Origin of the sequence: Acinetobacter lwoffii (assembly GCF_024129715.1) — a bacterium.
Taxonomy (GTDB): domain Bacteria; phylum Pseudomonadota; class Gammaproteobacteria; order Pseudomonadales; family Moraxellaceae; genus Acinetobacter; species Acinetobacter lwoffii_U.
On the sequence record NZ_JAMXXM010000015.1, the window covers coordinates 13,061 to 36,409 of the forward strand.

Annotated in this window: 18 protein-coding genes and 2 pseudogenes; 14 read left to right on the forward strand and 6 right to left on the reverse strand. The window is 44.8% G+C overall.

Annotated elements, in window-relative coordinates; all coding sequences use genetic code 11:
- Positions 1-83: 83 nt before the first annotated feature.
- Positions 84-1,382, reverse strand: coding sequence for an MFS transporter (locus NI462_RS10195; protein ID WP_004280309.1), 1,299 nt, complete (start codon positions 1,380-1,382; stop codon positions 84-86).
- A 455-nt stretch (positions 1,383-1,837) separates the two neighbouring features.
- Here NI462_RS10195 and NI462_RS10200 point away from each other — a divergent pair, with 455 nt between their 5' ends.
- Genes NI462_RS10200 through NI462_RS10210 form a run of 3 tightly spaced genes read left to right on the forward strand, consistent with a single transcriptional unit; the run spans position 1,838 to position 5,371 of the window.
- Positions 1,838-2,611 (forward strand): enoyl-CoA hydratase, encoded by a 774-nt coding sequence (locus tag NI462_RS10200; protein WP_253160507.1) that lies wholly within the window; start codon positions 1,838-1,840, stop codon positions 2,609-2,611.
- 2 nt (positions 2,612-2,613) lie between these two features.
- Complete coding sequence (locus NI462_RS10205; protein WP_253160509.1) at positions 2,614-4,134, forward strand: 3-hydroxyacyl-CoA dehydrogenase; 1,521 nt, start codon at positions 2,614-2,616, stop codon at positions 4,132-4,134.
- 25 nt (positions 4,135-4,159) lie between these two features.
- On the forward strand, positions 4,160-5,371 hold the full coding sequence (locus NI462_RS10210) for a 3-oxoadipyl-CoA thiolase (RefSeq protein WP_004646962.1): 1,212 nt from the start codon (positions 4,160-4,162) through the stop codon (positions 5,369-5,371).
- A 120-nt stretch (positions 5,372-5,491) separates the two neighbouring features.
- Here the strand turns inward: NI462_RS10210 and NI462_RS10215 are convergent, their stop codons facing one another.
- The gene (locus tag NI462_RS10215; protein WP_253160511.1) at positions 5,492-5,929 is read right to left on the reverse strand and encodes a PaaI family thioesterase; all 438 of its coding nucleotides are present in this window, start codon (positions 5,927-5,929) and stop codon (positions 5,492-5,494) included.
- Between the two features lie 110 nt (positions 5,930-6,039).
- On the opposite strand from NI462_RS10215, the gene NI462_RS10220 reads away from it, so the two are divergent.
- From NI462_RS10220 to NI462_RS10255, 8 genes are all read left to right on the forward strand, one after another.
- The gene (locus NI462_RS10220) at positions 6,040-6,795 is read left to right on the forward strand and encodes a class II aldolase/adducin family protein (protein WP_243474347.1); all 756 of its coding nucleotides are present in this window, start codon (positions 6,040-6,042) and stop codon (positions 6,793-6,795) included.
- A complete protein-coding gene (locus NI462_RS10225) occupies positions 6,792-7,715 on the forward strand; it encodes a 2-hydroxyacid dehydrogenase (RefSeq protein ID WP_253160513.1) in 924 nt (307 codons plus the stop codon). The genes NI462_RS10220 and NI462_RS10225 overlap by 4 nt, the downstream gene beginning before the upstream one ends.
- A 37-nt stretch (positions 7,716-7,752) precedes the next feature.
- Positions 7,753-8,541 (forward strand): enoyl-CoA hydratase-related protein, encoded by a 789-nt coding sequence (locus NI462_RS10230; RefSeq protein WP_253160515.1) that lies wholly within the window; start codon positions 7,753-7,755, stop codon positions 8,539-8,541.
- Positions 8,542-8,552: 11 nt separating this feature from the next.
- Positions 8,553-9,533 carry an NAD(P)H-dependent flavin oxidoreductase gene (locus tag NI462_RS10235; protein ID WP_213687271.1) on the forward strand — a complete coding sequence of 327 codons (981 nt, stop codon included), beginning with the start codon at positions 8,553-8,555 and terminating at the stop codon, positions 9,531-9,533.
- A gap of 210 nt (positions 9,534-9,743) precedes the next feature.
- Complete coding sequence (locus NI462_RS10240) at positions 9,744-11,546, forward strand: acyl-CoA dehydrogenase C-terminal domain-containing protein (RefSeq protein ID WP_004646953.1); 1,803 nt, start codon at positions 9,744-9,746, stop codon at positions 11,544-11,546.
- Between the two features lie 129 nt (positions 11,547-11,675).
- Positions 11,676-12,515 (forward strand): alpha/beta fold hydrolase, encoded by an 840-nt coding sequence (locus NI462_RS10245; protein ID WP_005266400.1) that lies wholly within the window; start codon positions 11,676-11,678, stop codon positions 12,513-12,515.
- A 12-nt stretch (positions 12,516-12,527) separates the two neighbouring features.
- Positions 12,528-14,024 (forward strand): flavin-containing monooxygenase, encoded by a 1,497-nt coding sequence (locus NI462_RS10250; protein ID WP_005266411.1) that lies wholly within the window; start codon positions 12,528-12,530, stop codon positions 14,022-14,024.
- A 76-nt stretch (positions 14,025-14,100) separates the two neighbouring features.
- Positions 14,101-15,783 carry an AMP-binding protein gene (locus tag NI462_RS10255; RefSeq protein WP_253160517.1) on the forward strand — a complete coding sequence of 561 codons (1,683 nt, stop codon included), beginning with the start codon at positions 14,101-14,103 and terminating at the stop codon, positions 15,781-15,783.
- Between the two features lie 70 nt (positions 15,784-15,853).
- On the opposite strand, the gene NI462_RS10260 is transcribed toward NI462_RS10255, so the two are convergent.
- Positions 15,854-17,077: a CaiB/BaiF CoA transferase family protein gene (locus NI462_RS10260; protein ID WP_086044835.1), complete on the reverse strand. Its 1,224-nt coding sequence runs from the start codon at positions 17,075-17,077 to the stop codon at positions 15,854-15,856.
- Between the two features lie 358 nt (positions 17,078-17,435).
- Between NI462_RS10260 and NI462_RS10265 the strand changes: the two genes are divergently transcribed.
- Positions 17,436-18,707, forward strand: coding sequence for an MFS transporter (locus tag NI462_RS10265; RefSeq protein WP_253160519.1), 1,272 nt, complete (start codon positions 17,436-17,438; stop codon positions 18,705-18,707).
- 75 nt (positions 18,708-18,782) lie between these two features.
- On the opposite strand, the pseudogene NI462_RS10270 reads toward NI462_RS10265, so the two are convergent.
- Positions 18,783-18,944: pseudogene (locus NI462_RS10270) on the reverse strand (MarR family transcriptional regulator); the annotation flags it as partial.
- A 2-nt stretch (positions 18,945-18,946) separates the two neighbouring features.
- On the opposite strand from NI462_RS10270, the pseudogene NI462_RS10275 reads away from it, so the two are divergent.
- Positions 18,947-19,789 (forward strand): annotated as a pseudogene (locus tag NI462_RS10275) (AMP-binding protein); the annotation flags it as partial.
- Positions 19,790-19,905: 116 nt separating this feature from the next.
- Here NI462_RS10275 and NI462_RS10280 read toward each other — a convergent pair.
- Both NI462_RS10280 and NI462_RS10285 read right to left on the reverse strand, forming a co-directional pair.
- On the reverse strand, positions 19,906-20,583 hold the full coding sequence (locus NI462_RS10280; protein ID WP_005266417.1) for a type 1 glutamine amidotransferase domain-containing protein: 678 nt from the start codon (positions 20,581-20,583) through the stop codon (positions 19,906-19,908).
- A gap of 171 nt (positions 20,584-20,754) precedes the next feature.
- Positions 20,755-21,639, reverse strand: a complete 885-nt coding sequence (locus NI462_RS10285; RefSeq protein WP_005266418.1) for a LysR family transcriptional regulator — start codon at positions 21,637-21,639, stop codon at positions 20,755-20,757.
- Between the two features lie 177 nt (positions 21,640-21,816).
- On the opposite strand from NI462_RS10285, the gene NI462_RS10290 reads away from it, so the two are divergent.
- Positions 21,817-23,346 (forward strand): CoA-acylating methylmalonate-semialdehyde dehydrogenase, encoded by a 1,530-nt coding sequence (locus NI462_RS10290; RefSeq protein ID WP_121979786.1) that lies wholly within the window; start codon positions 21,817-21,819, stop codon positions 23,344-23,346.
- Positions 23,347-23,349 lie beyond the last annotated feature (3 nt).

Below are 23,349 nucleotides of genomic sequence, written 5' to 3' on the forward strand. Positions count from 1 at the left end.
GAAAGGAGACCTTTCTATACTGACGTGTTGTAAATATTTGAAGTGAGGAAGGCAGCGATTTGACCTGCCTTCCGAAGTAGGGTTTATTCTGCTTTTTGCGGATCGTATAAACGGTCTTTAATAAACAGGGCAGGAATCAAACCGCATAGGAAATATGCTGCACCCATTACCAACAGACCTGTACCGATCGAACCATGCATCGCCAGATAACCAATCGTAATTGGCGCAAAGATTGCACCGATACGACCAATATTGAATGCACCGCCCACCGCTGTACCACGAACACCAGTCGGGAAACTTTCGGTTAGATAGGTTGCATTGATGGCATATGGAATACCGTACAGGAAGCCGAAGATTAGCATCAGTACGCCAATGTTATCGGCATTATGCATATACACCACGACAGGGATAAATAGCGCTGTTCCCATGGTGCCGAAAGCAAACACAATACGGCGACCAATTTTATCAGCAACATAACCTGCAATGATTTTGGCAAAAATCATGGTGATGAATGTACCCACCATATACAGTGCCATTTCTTTAAACTTAATGCCTAATTCAGCTTCAAGATAACTTGGCAACCAGTTACTTACACCGAAGTAACCAAATAACAGGAAACCGGAGCTGAAAGACCACAAGATGAACATCTTGCCATGAGTTTTATCTTTAAGAATGGTGATGTATGGATTACCTTTTTTGGTATCGTTATCCACAATCTGACCAGTTCTTTTCATTTCACGGACACGTTTCCATGATTCTGGCTCTGGCACCATAAAGTGCATCAGGATACCCAAAGCTAATGGAGCAATTGTGATCCAGTACAGCATACGCCAGCCGAACTCAGGAATAATCCAGCCTGAAATCATGGTAATCACCAATGAACCTAAAGTGAAACCAGTCATCAATGTTGCCAGTACAGTAGTACGGTATTTGGTCGGTACGTATTCTGACATCAGAGTATTACAGGCAATATATAAACAGCCTAAACCCAAGCAAGAAAGAGTACGTAAAATTGCAAATTCAGTATAAGACTGAGCAAAACCTGAGTAGGCGGATAAGATCGAGAAGGCGATGGTGGCCAGTACAATGACGCGGACACGTCCAAATTTGTCGCATGCCCATCCACCAATAAAGCCTCCGATCCCCATACCTAAAAGAGAATAACTTCCCAAGGCACCCGCCTGTACAGAAGTCAGGCCCCATTCAGCTTTCAGACTGGTCAGACTAAAAGCCAGAATCCCGATATCTGCACCGTCACAGAGCAAAATCAGAAAAGCAAAGATAAAAGCCGTCATCCAAAGACGTTTTGGTGCCTGTTTAATGGTATCCGTGGAGGAGACATCGGTTTTATTGTCTCCTGTTACGATGGTATCGCTTGTCATTCTTATATCCTCTATATATTCAAAGTAGCATTTCCTCTGCTACCGCTAAATCCATTTTTCTTCCTCACGGAAACATAGTTTTCCTGATTTAACAGACTCGCTCTGCACACAACAGCCGCTGCATTTATTATCAGGCTACATTCGATTTTTCATGCTTTACGCTAAATCAAAATCATCTCATTGCTGGAAAATTTGATTTCGTAAATTAACTTTAAGTTCAGCCTTATGGCGATTATTCATTTAAATGAATAATCAGATTGAGTTTAAAATACTTAATTCCGTATTGCGAAATCAATTAATCATAAAATAACCAGATGAACAAGAGTTTTTACTCTATTTTTAGTAAAAAATAACTTTTTTGCATTCTGGAGTTAAAAATCCTTGATTTATAGCTTGAGAAACCTTAGTTTTATATAAAATAAAATTTCGCTATACAAAATAAATGGAGTTTTTTAATGGAACAGGTCGTTCAAATAGAACAAATTTCAACTCATATAGCGATGGTTAAAATTCATCGACCAGAAGCGAAAAATGCCCTGAATACAGAAGTGCGTCAGAAACTTGCGGCGGCTTTTTTGCAACTGAATGACGATGAAAATGTACGTGCCATTATTCTTACCGGTGGTGAAACAGATTTCGCAGCAGGTGCCGATCTTAAAGAACTGGCCAATGCAGAAACCATTCAAATGATGCAGCGCCGGACTGAACGTTACTGGCAGGCGATTGCACAGTGTTCAAAACCGGTGATTGCAGCTGTAAACGGTTATGCACTTGGTGGTGGCTGTGAACTGGCGATGCATGCAGATATTATTATTGCCGGGAAAAGCGCCCAGTTTGGTCAGCCTGAAGTGAAAGTGGGTGTCATGCCGGGTGCCGGTGGTACCCAGCGATTATTCCGTGCCGTGGGTAAATTCCATGCGATGCGTATCATCATGACGGGTTGTCTGATACCAGCGCCGGAAGCTTATCAGATTGGCCTAGTGTCTCAAGTAACGGAAGACAGCGAAACCCTTGCAACAGCAATCAAGATGGCTGAAGGTCTGGCAAAAATGCCGCCAATTGCGCTTGAACAAATCAAGGAAGTGGCTTTACTGGCTGAAGATGTGCCGCTTAATGCCGGACTTACCCTGGAACGTAAGTCTTTCCAGATGCTGTTCTCATCCGAAGATCAAAAAGAAGGCATGCAGGCCTTTATTGAAAAACGTAAACCGAATTATCAGGGACGATAAGCATGAGTATTCAGATTCAGAAAATCGGCATTATTGGTGTAGGCACGATGGGTGCAGGTATTGCCCAGATCGCGATTCAGTCTGGTCATGATGTGGTACTGTTTGATGCCAAAGAAGGGGCAGCCGAACAGGCTCAGGATAAACTGGACAAAACATTAAATACCTTAGCAGATAAAGGTAAATTCAGCCATGAAAAAGCCGCTGAAGATATTGCTCATCTGTCGACTGCGCAGCAGCTAGAAGACCTGAAAGATTGTGACTTGATTGTTGAAGCGATTATTGAAAATCTGGAAATCAAGCAAAAACTGATGCAGCAACTGGAAGGAATGATAAAACCAGAAGCGATTCTGGCATCTAATACCTCTTCATTGTCGATCAGTGCAATCGCTGCCAACTGTGAGCAGCCAGAACGTGTTGCCGGTTATCACTTCTTTAATCCGGTCCCACTCATGAAAGTGGTCGAAGTGATTGAAGGCTTTAATACCCGTGCTGACATTATTGAAGCATTAACCCAGCTTTCTACAAAAATGGGTCATCGTCCGGTCAAAGCTAAAGATACTCCAGGATTTATCATTAACCATGCCGGCCGTGCCTTTGGTAGCGAAGCCTATGCAATTTTGAATGAAAATGTCACACCATTTTATGATATTGACAGGATCTACCGTGACGGAATCGGTTTCAAAATGGGGCCGTTTGAATTAGGTGATCTGACCGGTATGGATGTCTCGCACCCGGTGAGTGAATCGATTTATCATCAGTATTATGAAGAAGCACGTTACCGTCCAAGCGTGATTACCCGTCAGCGTTTTATTGCCAAGCAGTTAGGTCGTAAAACCGGTAAAGGTTTCTATGATTACACTTCGGGTAGCAAAGAAGGTGATGTTGCTCCAGCATTGGTTGAAAAGTTAAGTCAATATCCATCAGTCTGGCTAGGCACCGAATATGACGAAGACCGTCAGGCACTTGAGCAATATCTGCAGCAGTTCAATATCCAGATTGAGCAAACTGAGACACCTTCAGCAGAGGCTTTAATCCTGATTGCCACTTATGGTGAAGATGCAACTTCAGCCGCTGTCCGTTATCAGCTGGCACCTCAGCAAGTGGTGTGTATCGATCTGCTATATGGTCTGAACAAACACCGTACCTTGATGCCAACTTTTGTCACCCAACCTGAGCTGGTAAAAGCAGCCCAATCGATTTTCAATCTGGATGGTGTGACCGCCAGTGTAATTCAGGAAAGCGTCGGCTTTGTGGCTCAACGTGCTTTGGCAATGATTGTGAATCTCGGCTGTGATATTGCCCAGCAAGGCGTTGCAACGGTGGAAGATATCAACATCGCGGTGAAATTAGGCCTTGGCTATCCATATGGTCCAATTGAATGGGGGGATGTGCTGGGAGCTGAAAAAATTCTAAAAATTCTGGATCGTATGACTGCGATTACCCGTGACCAGCGTTACCGTCCAAGTCCTTGGTTGCGTCGCCGCGTTCAGCTTGGTCTACCACTTGTTCATACAACACATTAATTAGAAAGTTAAAGGAATAACACTCATGTTAAATGCATATATTTATGATGGTTTACGTTCGCCAATCGGTCGCCATGCAGGCAGTCTGGCAAGCGTACGTCCAGATGATCTGGCAGCAACAGTCATTAAAAACCTGCTGGAAAAAACCGGTATCCCGGCAGCAGATGTAGAAGATGTAATCTTTGGTAGCACCAACCAGGCCGGTGAAGACAGCCGTAATGTGGCACGTTTTGCAGCATTGTTAGCAGGTATGCCGGTAACAGTTCCAGGTCAGACGGTAAACCGCTTATGTGCATCAGGTCTCGGTGCTGTGATTGATTCGGCACGTGCCATTACTGCAGGTGAAGGCGAGTTGTACATTGCCGGTGGCGTAGAAAGTATGACCCGCGCGCCTTTTGTGATGGGCAAAGCAGAAAGTGCTTATTCACGTGATGCCAAAATTTATGACACCACGATTGGTACCCGTTTCCCGAACCGTAAATTTACGGATCAGTTTGGCGCGCACAGTATGCCTGAAACAGGTGATAACGTGGCTGAAGAATTTGGTATTAGCCGTGAACAGGCTGATACCTTTGCTGCTGCATCACAGGCAAAATATCAGGCAGCGAAAGAAGCAGGTTTCTTTGAAGGTGAAATTACCCCGATTGAAGTTTCTCAAGGACGCAAATTGCCACCTAAACAAATTACTGAGGATGAGCATCCACGTGCATCTTCGACATTTGAAGCTTTATCCAAGTTAAAACCGCTATTTGAAGGTGGTGTAGTAACAGCGGGTAATGCATCAGGAATCAATGACGGCGCTGCAGCACTGATTATCGGCAGTGAAAAAGTTCAGGAACAGTATGGCTTAAAACCTTTGGCTCGTATCCTGTCTTCTGCAGCCGCTGGCATTGAGCCACGCATCATGGGTGCAGGCCCAATTGAAGCGATTAAAAAGGCAGTACAACGTGCTGGTTTGACGCTAGACGATATGGATATCATCGAGATTAATGAAGCCTTTGCCAGTCAGGTATTATCTTGCCTGAAAGGTCTGGATGTCGCTTTGGATGATCCGCGTGTCAATCCAAATGGTGGTGCGATTGCCATTGGTCATCCACTGGGCTGTTCGGGTGCGCGTTTGGCTTTAACCGTTGCACGTCAGTTACAGCGTACCGGTAAAAAATATGCCGTGATTAGTCTGTGTATCGGTCTGGGTCAAGGCTTGGCGATGGTGATTGAAAACCCTGAAGCTGCATAACAGTTTAGTCATAGTCTTAATGCCATGTATCTATGATATGCATGGCATTCTTTATTGGGATTCTTCTTTCAAAATAAAAATCCCTGCACATGCAGGGATTGATTACATCAGTGTAATGATTTACTTACGGGCAGTGACTAATAAAGTCGCTGAACCAAAGGCATAAACTTTACCTTCTTTATCGATAATTCGGCCTTCTGAGGTCAGCACATTGCGTCCGATCCGGATGACTTCACCAATCGCAGTATAGGTTTCACCACTTTTCATTGCTTTCAGCATTTTCACATTAAGGTCAATTGTTGAGAAACTGACACCTGCATCTACTGTCGTATGCACGGCAGCGCCAGTAGCACTATCTAGAACCGTTGCACAAAAGCCGCCATGAATTCCGCCTTGTAAATTGTAATGGCGCTGATCAGGACGCACCTCATATTCCACATAGTTTTCGCGCACCAAGGTCAGACGCATGGGAATAATTTCACTCATGGCTGAACTGGGAATTTCCCCATTTTTAATTGCGGTGAGATATTCAAGTCCGTTTAATTGTGATGTTGACATATCAACTCCTTGTAATGATTTATTTCGCTTTATGAAATAATATTCTGTTTTTCTAAAATTATGATATAACAGATAGTGATCGAAATGCTATATTTTTCCAGGATGGAACGATGACAATAAAAAATCTCGTCACAGATGCTGAATGGCAGGCACGTTGTGAACTCGCAGCGCTTTATCGCATTATCGCGCATTACCGGATGACGGACCTGATTGATACTCACATCAGTTTAAGAGTCCCTGATCAGCCTGACTGTTTTCTGATTAATCAGTATGGTGTCGCTTTTGAAAAAATGTGCGCTTCAACGCTGGTCAAGATTAATCATGAAGGGCAGGTCGTAGAAAGCTATGAACAGGACAAGCCAGTGAATATGGCTGGCTTCGTCATCCACTCCGCAATTCATGAAGCACATGCTCATCTGAACTGTGTCATTCATACGCATACCGCAGACGGCATAGCAGTGTCTGCACAGAAACACGGACTTCTTCCCATTTCCCAGCATGCGCTGAAATTTTATCAGCAGGTGGCCTATCACGAATATGAAGGCGTGGCACTCTCAACAGATGAGCAGGAACGCCTGATTCAGGACCTAGGCGGCCATCGCGCCATGATTTTACGCAATCACGGACTTTTAACGGCTGGCGAAACGATTGCACGGGCCTTTCATGAAATCTATTTCCTTGAGCGCGCCTGTCAGGCGCAGGTCAAGGCTTTAAGTGGGGGTGCCGAAGTGCATTATCCAGCAGAAGAAGTTCGAATTAAAACTGCCAAGCAGTTCGCCAGTCCTTTAGTTGAACCTATTTTACAGCGTGCCTGGCAGGCTGCATTATCCCTGATTGAGCATCAATATACGGAGTATGCATCATGATTGTGATATCCAGTACTGTGCCGAATATTGAAGCAATTCTGGTGAAGTCTTTTCAGAAATATGCCCCTGAGGGCAGTTTCTGTACATTGGACAGCCCGGAAGCAGAACAGGCGACCACAGCAGCTTCGTGGTTTCCAGACCTGGAAAAACTCAAAAAGCTTCCAGAACTTGGCCTGATTCATTCGATTGCTGCAGGGGTCGAACATTTAAATTTAAACGAGATTAGATCTGACCAGTCAGTCTGCCGGGTACTGGATCCACATCATCAAAAGGGCATGTTTGATTATCTGCTCTGGGGCGTGCTGTATTTCCAGCGTTATTTTGACCGCATGATCCAGCAGCAAAAGCAGCAGCTATGGAAACAGTATCGTCAAAGTTATAGCCATCATATCCAGATTGGGATTATGGGCCTTGGCCATATGGGTGGTTATGTGGCAAAACGTTTTGCCGACATGGGCTATCAGGTGTCTGGGTGGTCCAATTCCCCAAAAGAGATTGCTCAGGTCAAAAGCTATGTGGGATCAGAACAACTTTCCGAGTTCCTGGCCCACAGCCAGATCCTGATTAATCTGCTACCACTTACTGAAGAGAATACCGGTATTCTTTCTGCTGAATTATTTCAGCAGTTACCTGAACAGGCGGCATTAATTCATGTCGGGCGAGGCCAGCATTTAATCGAGCAGGATCTACTCAATGCACTGGATTCAGGTCATCTCCGTGGCGCAATTGTCGACGTATTTGAACAGGAGCCATTAGCTGCTGAACATCCATTCTGGCAGCATGAAAAGATCGTAGTTACGCCACATGTCGCCTCACATGCGCCCATGTCTGTGGTGGTGGAACAGATTCTAGAAAATGACCGACGTTTAAATCTCGGGCTGGATTTATGCCATCAGGTAGATCTCAATAAAGGCTATTAATTATAGGGATACAGGCAAAAAAATAAGGAAATTGATGATGTGGGAAACGATTCAAACTCAGGTTCAGCAAGGCGTCGCAACTTTAAGTTTTAACCGCCCGGATTCACTCAACAGTTTTAACCGGCAAATGCATGAGGAAGTGCAGCAGGTGCTGAAAAACTGGAATAAAGATCCGGATATTCGGGTGATTGTGATTCGCGGTAATGGCCGGGCGTTTTCAGCAGGACAGGATTTAAAAGAACGTGCTGGACAGCTCGGCAATGTGCCTTTGCCACCGCAAGGCTCGCTGGCCAAATACTATAATCCCTTGATTAACCTGATCCGCCAGAGTCCCAAACCGGTGATTGCAGCAGTGAATGGTGTGGCTGCCGGTGCAGGTGCCAATATCGCACTGGCCTGTGATCTGGTCATTGCCAAGGAAAGTGCCCGATTTATTCAGGCTTTTTCTAAAATTGGCTTGATTCCTGATGCCGGTGGCACCTGGATGTTGCCACGTTTAATCGGTTATGCACGTGCCATGGCACTCACTTTTCTGGGCGAACCGGTGCATGCCAAAGAGGCCGCCGAAATGGGCATGATCTGGAAAATGCTTCCAGATACAGAATTTGATGCTTATATCGACGACATTGCACAGCGATTAGCTCAACAGCCGACTTATGCGCTGGCTTTGACCAAACAGGCCTTGCAACGCAGTGCTGAAAATAACATGGACCAGCAACTGGAACTGGAACAAAACCTGCAATATCTGGCGCTGAACAGTCAGGACTATAAAGAAGGTGTCCAGGCTTTTGTCGAAAAACGCCCTGCACAATTTACCGGATACTAAGGAGAGCATTTATGAAAATTCAGACCCGTATTACCGAGCTTTTAGGGATTCGCTATCCGATTATTCAGGGTGGCATGATGTGGGTCGGTACCGCAGAAATGGCCAGTGCCGTATCTAATGCTGGTGGCTTGGGAACATTAACGGCATTGACTCAACCGACGCCTGAAGCCCTGGTCAAGGAAATTGCACGCTGCCGAGAAATGACCGATCAGCCTTTTGCAGTCAATCTGACATTATTGCCCGCTGTGAATCCGCCGCCATATGCAGAATACCGACAGGCGATCATTGAAAGCAGTATCAAGATCGTAGAAACAGCAGGCAACAAGCCTCATGAACATATTGAGGCGTTTAAGCAACACGGCATTATTGTCATTCATAAATGTACTTCCGTCCGTCATGCGCTTTCAGCACAAAGAATCGGTGCGGATATCATTTCGATTGATGGTTTTGAATGTGCGGGGCATCCGGGTGAAGACGATATTCCTGGCCTGATTTTAATTCCTGCCGCTGCGGATCAGCTTACTGTGCCGATTGTGGCCAGTGGCGGTTTTGCTGATGGCCGTGGTCTGGTCGCAGCTTTGGCTTTAGGTGCTGAAGGCATCAATATGGGTACACGCTTTTGTGCAACTCAGGAAGCGCCGATCCATTCAAACATCAAACAGTTCTATGTCGATAATGATGAAAGGGCGACACATCTGCTGTATCGACAGTTCAGGAATACTGCCCGTGTTGCCAAAAATGCGGTATCTGATCTTGTGGTGAAAATGAGTGAAGATCCAAACCTGCAATTTGAACAGATTCGTCCCTATGTCAGCGGTTTAAAAGGCAAGCTCGCTTTAGAAAATGGCGATATTGATGCTGGTGTACTGACTGCAGGTCAAGTGATGGGATTGATTCATGACATTCCGACTTGTCAGGCGCTGATCGAAAATATCATGCAGGAGGCAGAGCAGATTGTTCAGCAACGTTTAGCTCAATTTTTTCCACGTTAATCAACTTTAGTGAAGTCGCTGAATAGAAAAGCCATTCCACCATGAATGGCTTTTTTCATCCTGTATATTTTTTATTTTTAAATGGGAAATTTCATCGAATGACTAGATTTTATTCTTTAAATTATATTATAGTGGATTTAAAACATAATTTCGTATTATGAAATTAATTGTCATAAATATACAAATTAGAACTCATACAAGGGAATTACGATGAGAAATTATATTGCGCCATTAAAAGACATGAAGTTTGTCCTGAAAGACCTGTTAAACGTTGAACAGAAATATCAGGGCTATGCAAAATTCGCAGACAAGGTTTCTATGGATATTATGGAACAATATCTGGAAGTCGCTGCGGACTTTTGCCAAAACGAACTTCTACCGATTAATGCGACAGGCGACCAGCAGGGTTGCCGTTTGCAGGATGGCGTCGTAACCACCCCGGATGGGTTTAAAGCAGCTTATGACAAATATGTAGAACTCGGCTTTACCTCATTAACTGGTGACGAAGCATATGGCGGTCAGGGTTTTCCGACTTTATACCGTATTGCCATTTCTGAAATTATCACTGCAACCAACTGGTCTTGGGGCATGTACCCAGGCCTGTCCCATGGTGCGATGCGTACTTTAGAGCATCATGGTAGCGATGAACAGAAACAGAAGTTTCTGGTACCTTTAATTGCAGGCCGCTGGACTGGAACCATGTGCTTGACTGAATCTCATGCCGGTTCTGACCTAGGTTTAATCCGTACCAAAGCAGTGCCAAATGAAGACGGCAGCTATAGCATCAGTGGCGAGAAAATCTTTATCTCAGCCGGTGAACATGACTTGGCTGAAAATATCGTGCATATCGTACTGGCACGTTTGCCAGATGCACCTGCGGGAACCAAAGGTATTTCGCTGTTTATTGTGCCGAAATACAATCTGGATGAAGCTGGTAATGTGGCTTCCCGTAATGGCGTGGTATGTAGCGCTCTTGAACACAAGATGGGCATTCACGGTAACGCAACCTGTGTGCTGAATTTTGATAATGCCAAAGGTTTCCTGATTGGGCCTGAAAATCGCGGCCTGAATTGCATGTTTACCTTTATGAACTCGGCACGTATCGGTACAGCCATTCAAGGCTTGGCAGCAGCAGAATCTTCTTATCAGGGTGCATTGGCTTATGCCAAAGACCGTCTGGCGATGCGTTCACTTGAAGGTGCGAAAGCGCCAGACCAGCCTGCAGATCCGATTATCGTGCATCCGGCTGTACGTAACATGCTGCTGACTCAAAAGGTGTTTGCAGAAGGTTCACGTGCACTTGCATATTATCTGGCGACCTATGCCGATATCGCTGAAGCCACTGACAGCCCGGAAGAAAAGAAAGCAGCTGAAGACCGTCTGGCATTATTAACGCCAATTGCCAAAGCATTAATGACTGAAACCGGCATAGAAGCAGCTAAACATGGTATGCAGATTTTCGGTGGTCACGGTTATATTGCTGAACATGGCATGGAACAGATTGCCCGTGATGCACGTATTGCCAGCCTCTATGAAGGAACTACTGAAATTCAGTCCATTGACTTGCTGGCGCGTAAAGTGCTGGGCTCAAAATTGGGTCTGTTGACCGCATTAACCGAGGAAATTCAAGGCTTTGTAAAAGAACATCAACAACATGCCCAGTTTAGCCAGCAAGTTGCACAAGTCAGCCAGTTGACTGAACAATGGCTGGAATTAACCAGAACCATTCAGGAGCAGGCTCAGCAGTCTGCCAATGAAATTGGGGCAGCATCAGTTGACTACCTATATTTCTCTGGTTATGTCGTGTCCGCTTATCTGTGGCTGAAAATGGCAATTACTGCGCAGCAGAAAATTGAAGAAGGTAATACTGATCCGTTCTATGCAGCCAAGATCAAAACTGCACAATTCTTCTTTGCACGTATTTTGCCAAGAACTTCAACCCACTTTGCCAATATTCAGGCAGGTGGTGAAAGCCTGTTTTTACTTGAACCTGAAGAGTTCAAATTCGATTAAACCTTTTGACCCACGATACTCGTGTCGTGGGTCTTTTTTTAATAATTTTTGCATCCTAACCTCATTCAAATATTGAGAGTTATTCTTCGGTATTGAATAAACCATAAAATAACAAGATCAGGAGTCTATATGGATTTAGACATGATTACTCAACAGTGTCCTTATGCTGATCTGCAGCTTACTTTTCATGAAGTCGGACAGCGTTCTGCATTTCCCACCATTATTCTGATTCATGGCACCGGTGGAAATACCGACAAGCATTTCAGTTATATTTTTCCGATGCTGGGTATTCATCAACGGGTTTTATCCATTGATTTACATACCCCCGATAAAGCTGATCTAAAGGTGACCGATTTTAGCCAACAAGTTGAAGCACTGATTCAGCATGTGGTTGCAGAAGATGAAACCATTACAGTGGTCGGCTATTCACTCGGTGCAGTGATTGCTGCACAAGTAGCAGCCAGTTTAAAACAGCGCGTAGCGCGTTTGATCCTGTTAGCCGGTTGGGCCAAAACTAGCTCGGTGCAACAACTGCGTACCGTTATCTGGCAACAGTTATTTACTGAACAATCTGCGGCCTTGCCTCATTTTGTCAATTATTGCCTGTATAGCGATGATTATCTGTCTGCACGAAGCGAACAGCAGGTGCTGGATCTGGCACGCTTTGTTAAACCATCCCAAGATGCAGCCAAACAGCGTGAACTGAATTATCGCATTGATATTACATCAGCTTTATCTGACATCTGTGCAGAGACTCTAGTCGTTGCCTGTCGTGAAGACCGCATGGTGCCTGTAGCGCAAGCTAAACTGCTGTTTGCTTCAATTTCGAACAGTCGCTATATCGAAATTTCTTCAGGACATGCGCTCTATGTCGAAGCGCCAGCCGAAGTGGTGCAACTGGTAAACCAGTTTAGCCAGCATCCACAGCAATATCCGGTGAATCAAAAAATCCAGCCTTATATGCCTTAAAGGAGATAAATAATGCAAGCTAAAGGACAGCGCAGCAAGATTCTAATTGTAGGCAGCGGTTTTGGTGGTTTGGGAATGGCAATCCGCCTTAAACAGCAGGGCATCCACGATTTTAAAATCATTGAACGTGCAGCAGAAGTAGGCGGAACTTGGCGTGACAATACCTATCCCGGAGTCGCCTGTGATGTACCTTCCCATTTATATTCTTTCTCGTTTATTAAAAATCCCAACTGGTCGCGTGTCTTTCCACAAGGGGTAGAAATTCAGCGCTATTTAATTCAATGCTGTGATCAGGAAAATATCCGGCCCCATATTAATTTTCATACCCAACTGGAAAAGGCCAGCTGGAATGCACGAGAACGCATCTGGGAAATTCACACCTCTACAGGTCTGTATCAGGCTGAGATCTTAATTACCGCAACCGGGCATCTGGCAGATGAGCATCTCCCGAAAATTCCGGGGCTGGAAGAATTTGAAGGCCAAGTGATGCATTCCGCGCGCTGGAACCACGAGCTGAATCTGGAAAATCAACATGTCGTTGTGGTGGGTTCTGGTGCTTCTGCCATCCAGCTTGTGCCGGAAATTTCCAAAACAGCCAAAAGCCTGACCGTCTTGCAACGTAGTGCGCCATATATTTTGCCCCGACCAGACCGAGCTTATTCTGAGTCAGAAAAACAGCTTTTCCGCAAAGATCCGGACAGTATGTCGGCCCTCAGACATTCCTTGTTCTGGGGCAATGAATACAATTTTGCCCAGCGCCGTAATCTGAAAAGCCAGATTGAGCGGGTCAAGAAAAACTGCCTGCAATTCTTAAAACATCAGATTTCAGATCCTGAATTACAGCAGAAACTCACACCGAATTATGAACCTGGTTGTAAGCGTTTATTGCTGTCTAATGATTATTATCCAACCTTTTTAAAAGCGCATGTCACGCTTGAAGATTCAGCCTTGGCAGAAGTTACGAAAGACAGTGTATTAAGCCAGGCTGAAAATAAATTTTCTGCAGATATCATCGTATTCGCGACAGGATTTGAAGCAGCACGCCCACCTTATGCGGCAAAGGTGGTCGGTAAGCATGGCCTAAGTCTGGAACAACAATGGTCTAGCGGCATGCAGGGTTATCAGTCAACGACCGTACATAATTTTCCAAACCTGTTCATCCTGAATGGGCCAAATACAGGCAGTGGACATAATTCAGCACTTTATTTTCTGGAAACCCAGTTTGATCTGATTCTAGATGCCTTGCAGTTTTTTGAGCAGGAACAGATCCAGGTTTTCGAAGCGGATCAGAGCGCTGAAAATAGCTATATGCAGGAGCTACAGCAGCTTTCGCAAGGTAGTGTCTGGTTATCGGAAAGCTGTAAAAGCTGGTATCTGGACCCGGTCAGTCGTAAGCTGACTTTGGTCTGGCCGGATTATGCTCATTCATTTAGGGATAAAAATCAGCATTTTATTCGTAGCGGTTATCACTACCAGTATGTTGAATCGAGACAGCAGAAAGTGGTGTAAAAATATTTAATTAAAATCAAAATCTTATGGTTTAAATAATACAAAATAATTGTAAATCCAGGACAGGAGTATAGTCATGAGCAGTCAGCCATGGATGGAAGAATATAAAAAGTGGAATATCAATCCGGAGTTTACCCGGCCAGATCCTGAGAAAACCCTGAGCACGATAATTGCTGAGAATTTGGTAAAATTTCAGGATAAAACCGCATTTATCTATCTAGATCGCAAATTCAGCTATCACGATATCGATGTGTATAGCCAGAAACTGGCAAGCTATTTACAGAGTCTTGGGCTGACTGCTGGCAGCCGTATTGCGGTGATGTTACCCAATATTATTCAGTATCCAATTGCGACCTTTGCCATTATTCGTGCGGGTTATGTGCTGGTCAATGTCAACCCCATGTACACCCAGCGCGAGCTCTATCATCAGCTACAGGATTCAGGTACAGAAGCCTTGATTATCTTGGGACAGACTTTGGAGCAATTAACAGCACTAGATGAATGTCCTCAACTCAAATATGTCATTTCAACGCATCCGCTGGATTTTATTCAAGAGCAGCCAAGTGCTATTTATAGTCAGGCAGCACAATATCCGGATAAACAGTTTTCTGACTTTAGACAGGCAATAAATCAGGTAAAGATTATTGATTTTGAACCGCCTGTACAACATCAGGAAGATACGGTCATTCTGCAATACACGGGAGGTACCACAGGTGTTTCTAAAGGTGCAGAACTGAGCCATCGCAATATTTTATTTAATATCGCCCAAAACAGTACCGTATTTATCAGCCATTTTGGTGACCGTTATGCCACTGAAAATGAATATGTTTTCTGTGCCTTGCCACTGTATCATATTTATGGATTTACCATCTGCCTGTTCAGTTATGGTCTGAGCCGAGGTTTCGCCAATGTGCTGATTCCAAATCCGAGAGATTTGGATGCTTTGGCGGATCAATACCAGAAACATCCACCCACTGTTTTCCCCGGGGTGAATACCATGTTTAATGCCTTGGCGCATCATTCACATTTTCGTGAACTGGATCATTCAAGCCTTAAAACCACAACCGGCGGGGGAGCATCGATTTTAAAAAATACGGCAGAGTTATGGCATGAGGTCACAGGCTGCCAGATTTATGAAGGCTATGGACTTTCTGAAACCTCACCGACTGCAACTTTTAACCCGCCTTTAAGCCGGCGATTTAGTGGCACGATTGGCTTGCCATTGGCAGGAACTGAAATTCTAATTCTGAATGATGAAGGAAAACCTGTAGAGCTTAATCAGGCTGGAGAAATAGCCATACGTGGTCCACAGGTGATGAAAGGATACTGGCAGCAAGCCGAAGCAACAGCACAGGTATTTACCAAAGATGGATTCTTCCTGACAGGTGATATCGGTTGTATGGACGAGCAGGGCTATATCACCATTCTGGACCGAAAAAAAGACATGATTCTGGTGTCCGGATTTAATGTTTATCCCAATGAGCTGGAAGGCGTACTGTCCAAACACCCTAAGATACTGGAATGTGCAGTGATTGGTATTGATGATGAAAAATCTGGACAGGTACCCAAGGCATTTATTGTGAAACAGGATGAAACTCTAACCCAAGATGAAGTCATGACTTATCTGAAGCAGCAACTGACCAGTTATAAATTGCCGAAATACATTGAATTTGTGTCCGAACTACCAAAGTCTGCAGTAGGAAAAATTCTGCGTCGCGAACTGCCTCGTACTGTTCAGCCGAGCGCCAAAGCCTGTTAAGGAATGATCTAGTCCATTAGATTTAAAATAAAAAAGGAATCGAAAGATTCCTTTTTTATTGCTTGCAGGCTTATCGCTGCTGGATGACTTTTTTGCTTTTCAGTTCTTCTATTTCAGCAGAACTTAAATATTGACTCAAAATGGCATCGGTATCTTCACCCAGACAAGGGGGTGCCTTTTTATATTCTACCGGTGTCTTGGAGAGTTTGATCGGTGAACCGATTGAGGTGTAATCTTCACGTAAAGTATGCGGCATCTGAATCACCATATCGCGTGCCAATACCTGTTCTTCTTGCAAAGTCTGTTTCAGGTCATTGATCATTCCTACCGGCACTTTAACCGCATGGATTAAATCCACCCAGGTTTTTGCCGGTCTAGTATAGAAATGAGCCTGTAGAACTGTGGTCAATTCTTCACGATGTGTAACACGTCCAGAATTTTTTAAGAAGCGAGGATCTTCTGCCACCTTAGCCAGACCAACGGCCTGACACAAAGCTTGAAATTGCAGATCATTACCACAGGCAATAATAAATTCACCTTCCTGGGCTTTGAACACCTGATAGGGCACAATATTGGCATGCGCGTTTCCGAAGCGACCGGGTACTTTGCCTGAGGTGAGATAATTCATGGCCAGAACAGAGAGGGAAGCAACCTGGGTATCCAGCAGCGCCATATCAATATACTGACCTTCACCGGTTTTCTCACGGGACAACAAAGCCGCCTGAATGGCAATTGCGGCATATAAGCCGGTGGTCAAATCGGCAAAGGCCAGACCCGCTTTTTGTGGGCCACCACCGGGCAGGTCATCACGTTCGCCAGTGACACTCATCATGCCACCCATTCCCTGAACGATAAAATCATAGCCCGGCTCTTGCGCACGCGGACCGTTCTGGCCAAAACCGGTAATAGAACAATATACCAGTCGCGGATTTAGCTGGCTCAGACTTTCATAATCCAGCCCATATCGTTTCAACGAACCGGCTTTATAGTTTTCAATGACTACATCACTCTGTTCAGCAAGTTTTTTGATAATACTTTGACCTTCAGGTGTAGATAAATCGATTGCAACCGAATGCTTGCCACGGTTGGCTGACAGGTAATAAGCCGATTCATGGGTATCTTGCTGGTGATTGTTTTTAAGCCAAGGTGGTCCCCAGATACGGGTATCATCCCCATGATCCGGTTTTTCAATCTTGATCACTTCTGCACCCAGATCAGCCAGAATCTGGCTACACCAGGGCCCAGCCAAAATCCGGCTTAAATCCAGTACACGAAATCCTGTTAAGGCACCCATTATTACGCTCCCTGTTCGATCCTATTCAAATGACATATCGTTCTTATCCCTCTTTTTAAAGCTATAGGAAAATGAAAGAACAATCAACTTTATGATAATAAATTTCGCATAACAAAATAAAACATCTAAAATAATTGAATATTCATCTTATTTTATTTAGCCTGATGCAAATATAAGCATGAACGAGGAACAAGAGCTAAATGATAAAAAGGAAAAAGGTATCTCCTAGACAGGATTAAAAAAGGAGTCAATCAAGTGAATTAAAAACGGATTAGCCTTAAAGCATATTCATTAGCGGAATAGCTTTAAATATAAAAAGATCATGAAAACCTAAGGATAGGAAAACAGAGATTTAAATATGACGGATTTAGCTAGAGAATTAGAAAAGATTAAACCTACGACCAAACGAACCCAGCAAATTGCTTTTATTTTCGCCTTTCTGGCTTTACTGGTAGATGGCGCGGACATGTTGCTGCTGTCTTTCAGTTTAAATAGCCTGAAAGCAGAATTTGGCTTAAGTAATTTACAGGCTGGTGCACTGGGCAGTTTTACCTTAGCAGGTATGGCGATTGGTGGCTTTATGGGTGGCTGGGCCTGTGACCGTCTGGGCCGTGTACGTACCGTAGTCATTTCGATTCTGGTATTTTCCATATTGACCGCAGCCTTAGGCTTTGCACAGAACTTTGAACAATTTGCTGTTTTACGCTTTCTTTCTGCCTTTGGCATAGGCTCTTTATATATTGCAGCCAATACGCTCATGGCTGAATATGTTCCAACTGAATATCGCACCACGGTTTTAGGTACCTTACAGGCAGGATGGACCGTCGGTTATATTGTGGCCACTGTACTGGCAGGCTGGATCATTCCAGAATATGGCTGGCGAACCCTGTTTTTTATTGCCATTATTCCCTCGGTTATGGCGATTTTTATCCAGAAACTGGTTCCTGAGCCAGAATCCTGGCAGCGTGCACGTTTGCAGCGTCTATATGCCCCAGCTGAAATCACAGCACAGCAACCCGCCAAAAAAAGCACAGTCAAAGAGATTTTCGCGGATCCTGCGAATCGCAGAATGTTTATTTTGTGGATCTTTACGGCCGGTTTTCTGCAATTTGGCTACTATGGCGTAAACAACTGGATGCCGGCATATCTGGAATCTGAATTGCACATGAATTTTAAATCCATGGCCGGCTATATGATTGGTACCTATGTAGCCATGATTTTCGGCAAAATTCTGGCGGGCTTTGCCGCAGATCGTCTGGGTAGACGCGCTGTCTTTTCGTTTGGAGCAATTGGAACGGCGATTTTCCTGCCCGTGATTGTGCTATTCAATACGCCAGATAACATTGCCTATCTGCTGATTTTCTTTGGATTCCTGTATGGCATTCCATATGCGATTAATGCCACTTATATGACAGAAAGCTTCGCCACCTCGATTCGTGGTACTGCGGTAGGCGGTGCTTATAATGCAGGCCGTATTGGCGCCATGTTTGCACCTGCGATTATTGGCGCGGCAGCCAGCGGTGGTTCGATTGGCCTAGGCTTCCTGATTATGGGTGGTGCTTATTTCTTGTGTGGGGCAGTGTCCGGGATATTCATCAAAGACCGTCAATACGATCCACAAAAGGCATAATTTCAACTTCAAAAAAAGAGCCTGAATACAGGCTCTTTTTTTATATTCATCAATTAAAGCTATATTTCTATTTGTTTACTCCTGATCTGTTGCTTTGTGCAGATGAATACTTTTTAAACCATCATTTACTTTATTGAGCAGATGAATCAGGGTAACCACATCATCAAAGGCCAGCTTATTTAAGGCCTGGCCATAAAAATCAAAGAAATCAGCTTGCAAGTTGTCCCATGTTTCCAAGCTGGGATGTAGCCAAAGCCGTAGATCTGATTCATCAGCATCAGGTGAATTTCACCATGGCCTCGACCCCATTCCTGAATGACCTGTCCAATACCGTGGCGGAACAGCATGACAAGGTTGATTCACTGAAAATCTTCCTTTGCGCTGGTGCCCCCATTCCAGGTCCATTGATGCAAAAAGCCCGGGAAACTCTGGGTGTTAAAGTCATATCAGCCTGGGGTATGACCGAATGTGGTGCGGTGACGCTGACTCAACCTGAAGATGAAGATGAGCGCTCTTTCAATACTGATGGCATCGCTTTACCAGGTGTGGAAATCAAGATCGTGGATAAAAAAGGTCAGACCAAAGCCCTGAATGAATCCGGGCGTTTGATGATCCGCACCTGTTCAAATTTTGGCGGTTATTTAAAACGTCCACATTTGAATGATACGGATGCCGAAGGCTGGTTTGATACTGGCGATATTGCCTATCAGGACGAGCGGGGCTATATCCGGATCTGCGGCCGCAAGAAAGATGTAATTATCCGTGGCGGAGAAAATATTCCGGTCGCAGAAATTGAATCATTACTATATAAACATCCGAATATTGCAACAGTAGCTTTAGTCGCGTATGCAGATGAGCGAATGGGCGAGCGTGCCTGTGCAATCATCAAGCTGAAAGATCAGACAAAACCGTTAAGTTTTAATGAGCTGGTAGAATTCCTGAAAACCCATAATCTGGCTATGCAGTATCTGCCGGAACGCCTGGAAATCTGGGAGGATATTCCGATGACCCCATCGGGAAAAATCCAGAAGTTTAAACTCAGAGAATTACTGGCTCAGCATATTGCCTCAACGGCAGTTTAAACAAACTAAATCTTTGAATATACAAAAATTAAACCCTGAATAATCTTGCATCATTCAGGGTTTTTCTTTGACAAAGAAAATGATCTAAAGGTTTAATGCAAACTTTAGAATCACATCTATTTTAATAATTTTAATAAAGCTTCAGCCGTTGCAGCAGAAGAGGCGGGGTTTTGTCCAGTAATGAGCAGACCATCTTGTTGCACGTATACCTGCCAGTCCTCAGTTTTGGAATATTTCCCACCTTTTTCTTTCAGCATGTCTTCCACTAGAAATGGGACAACATCGGTTAGGCCTACGCCGTCTTCTTCGGTATTGCTGAAACCGGTGACTGTCTTGCCCTCTACAATAGAACGGCCTTCGGCATCTTTGACTTCACGAAGTACACCCGGTGCATGACAGACCAGCGCAACAGGTTTATCTGCCTGTAAAGTCTGCTCAATTAAAGAAATAGAATTCTGGTCTTTGGCTAGATCCCATAATGGACCGTGACCACCCGGATAGAACACGGCATCAAAATCCTGATTTAAGACTTCACTCAACTTATGTGTATTGGCAAGAGCCTGCATGGCCACCTCATCTGCTTCAAAGCGTTTGGTGGTTTCGGTTTGCGCATCCGGCTCATTACTTTTTGGATCTAATGGTGGCTGACCACCTGCAGGAGAAGCCAAAACTACCTCTGCGCCTGCATCGACAAAGGTGTAATAAGGCGCAGCTAGCTCTTCCAACCAGAAGCCAGTTTTTTTGCCAGTATCGCCCAGCTGGTCATGTGAAGTCAGTACCATCAAGATTTTCATATTATTTTCCTGTAGCTCATTAAAAAACATCGCGAATGATCGACTGTTAATTTAACAAGTCATGAGCGTCAGGAATGTTGTGATACGTTCATTTGCTGTATCGATACGTTGTTGTTTCAGTTGATTTAACTAAAGTACGTAGCCTTGCAAAGTGAACAGTGTGTTCAATATTCATCTGCCCATTAACAGGTCTTGCTGAAGATCGGCTTGTTTACGCAAGAAATCCCAGACCAGTTTAATTTTTGGTTCATGTTGCAGATCGACCAGCGTCAGCATCCAGAAAGTATGGGTAAAACTGACCTGATCGCCCAAAACCTCTTTGAGTTCGCTTTTATCATTGACCAGAAATTTCGGCAAAATAGCCAGCCCGGCACCTGCACGCACGGCAATTTCCTGCGCCAGAATACTGTTACTGCGAAAACAGGCACTGACCTGTAAGGGAAGACGCTCCAGCGAATATAGTGCAGTGCTATAGACCAGATCATCAATATAATCAACAAAACGATGCTGCTGGAGGTCTTCCAGTTTTTTAATTTCCGGATTTTGCTGTAAATAATGCTGGCTGCCATACAGTTTTAGGCAGTAATTAGACAAACGAGTAATGATATAGGGTCCAGATTTGGGCCGGTCAATCGCGATCACAATATCGGCTTCTCGATGTGAAAGTTTGATCGCTTTCGGTACCGGAATCAGGTCAATGGTCAGCAAAGGATAATGCTGGGAAAATTCTGCCAAAAGACGGGCTAAAAATGCCGTGCCAAAGCCTTCTGGCGCACCAATCCGGACCCGACCTTGCAAAGGGTCGTGGCGCTTGTCAATCTGGATAAAGGACTGTTCCATCTTTTCGACACGTGGCACCAGTGCCAGACCTTCCGAGGTCAGTTCATAACCGGTGGCTTCGCGCTTAAACAATTGCGTACCTAAAGTACTTTCCAAAGCCTGAATCCGCCGCGCTACGGTGCTATGTTCAACCCCAATCAAGCGTGCTGCATTGGTGAGCGTTTTAGCACGTGCTAAAACCAGAAAAAAGCGTAAATGATCCCAATCTACTTTCATTTTTTATTTAACATCCTGTTAAATTCCTGTGCATATTTGCACAACCATCGTGCACCAATTTCTATTGGTGGTCAAAGTGTTCTTTGTTAGTCTGCTGAAACAGCGTAAAAATTATACGTTAAATAAAAGCCAGTAAAGGCAGATACAACGACAATAACAAACCAGCACGGAGCGACCATGAACGCCATTTCTCATCCACAGCAAAGTACCGGATTCACCACCGCAAAACTTCTCATTAATGGTGAATTTGTCGAATCAAAAACCAGCCATTGGCAAGATATTGTTAATCCTGCCACTCAGGAAGTTTTGGGCCAAGTGCCTTTTGCCACTGCTGAAGAAGTCAATGCAGCGATTGCGGCTGCGCAAAATGCCTTTGCCAGCTGGCGCCAAACCCCGATTCAGGCCCGTATGCGAATCATGCTGAAATTGCAGGATCTGATTCGTACCAATTTAAAAAGTATTGCCCAGGTCTTAACAGCAGAACAGGGGAAAACTCTGGCCGATGCCGAAGGTGATATTCAGCGCGGTCTGGAAGTGGTGGAGCATGCCTGTTCGATCGGTTCACTACAAATGGGTGAGTATATTGAAGGTGTGGCACGCGGTGTCGATACCTATACTTTGCAGCAACCCTTGGGTGTCTGTGCAGGAATTACCCCGTTTAACTTTCCGGCGATGATTCCACTGTGGATGTTCCCGATGGCGATTGTCTGCGGCAATACTTTTGTCTTAAAGCCTTCTGAACAGGATCCACTATCGACCATGATGCTGGTTGAGTTAGCGATTCAGGCAGGTGTGCCGGCAGGCGTACTGAATGTGGTACATGGCGGCAAAGAAGTGGTCGATCTACTGTGTACCCATCGTGATATCAAGGCGATTTCTTTTGTCGGTTCGACTGCAGTCGGCACGCATGTCTATAACCTTGCAGGCCAACACGGCAAGCGTGTGCAGTCGATGATGGGCGCCAAAAACCATGTGGTGGTGATGCCAGATGCGAATAAAGAACAGACCTTAAATGCCTTGGTCGGTGCAGCTTTTGGCGCAGCAGGTCAACGTTGTATGGCACTTTCCGTGGCGGTAATGGTCGGTGAGACCAAGCACTGGGTCGATGAACTGGTCAATAAAACCAAAACCTTAAAGGTGAATGCCGGACATGAACCGAATACCGATGTGGGACCGGTGATTTCAACCCGTGCCAAAGCTCGTGTAATCGATTTGATTAACAGTGGTGTTGAACAGGGCGCAGAACTGTTGCTAGATGGCCGTAATGTACAGGTTCCGGGTTATGAGCAGGGTAATTTTGTCGGTCCAACGATTTTTAACCAGGTCACGACCGAGATGCGCATTTACAAGGAAGAAGTGTTTGGCCCGGTACTGGCGATCATGCATGTCGATACTTTAGAGCAAGCCATTGAGCTGATTAATGCCAATCCATTTGGCAATGGTGTGGGACTGTTTACCCAGAATGGCAATACGGCACGTACCTTCCAGAACCAAATTGATATTGGTCAGGTCGGCATTAACATTCCAATTCCTGTACCTGTGCCTTTCTTCAGTTTTACCGGTTCACGCGGTTCAAAATTGGGTGATCTAGGTCCTTATGGCAAACAGGCGGTGCAGTTCTATACCCAGACCAAAACCATTACCAGCCGCTGGTTTGAAGATGACCAGGAAACCACCGGTGTCAATACCACGATCAGTCTGCGTTAAGGA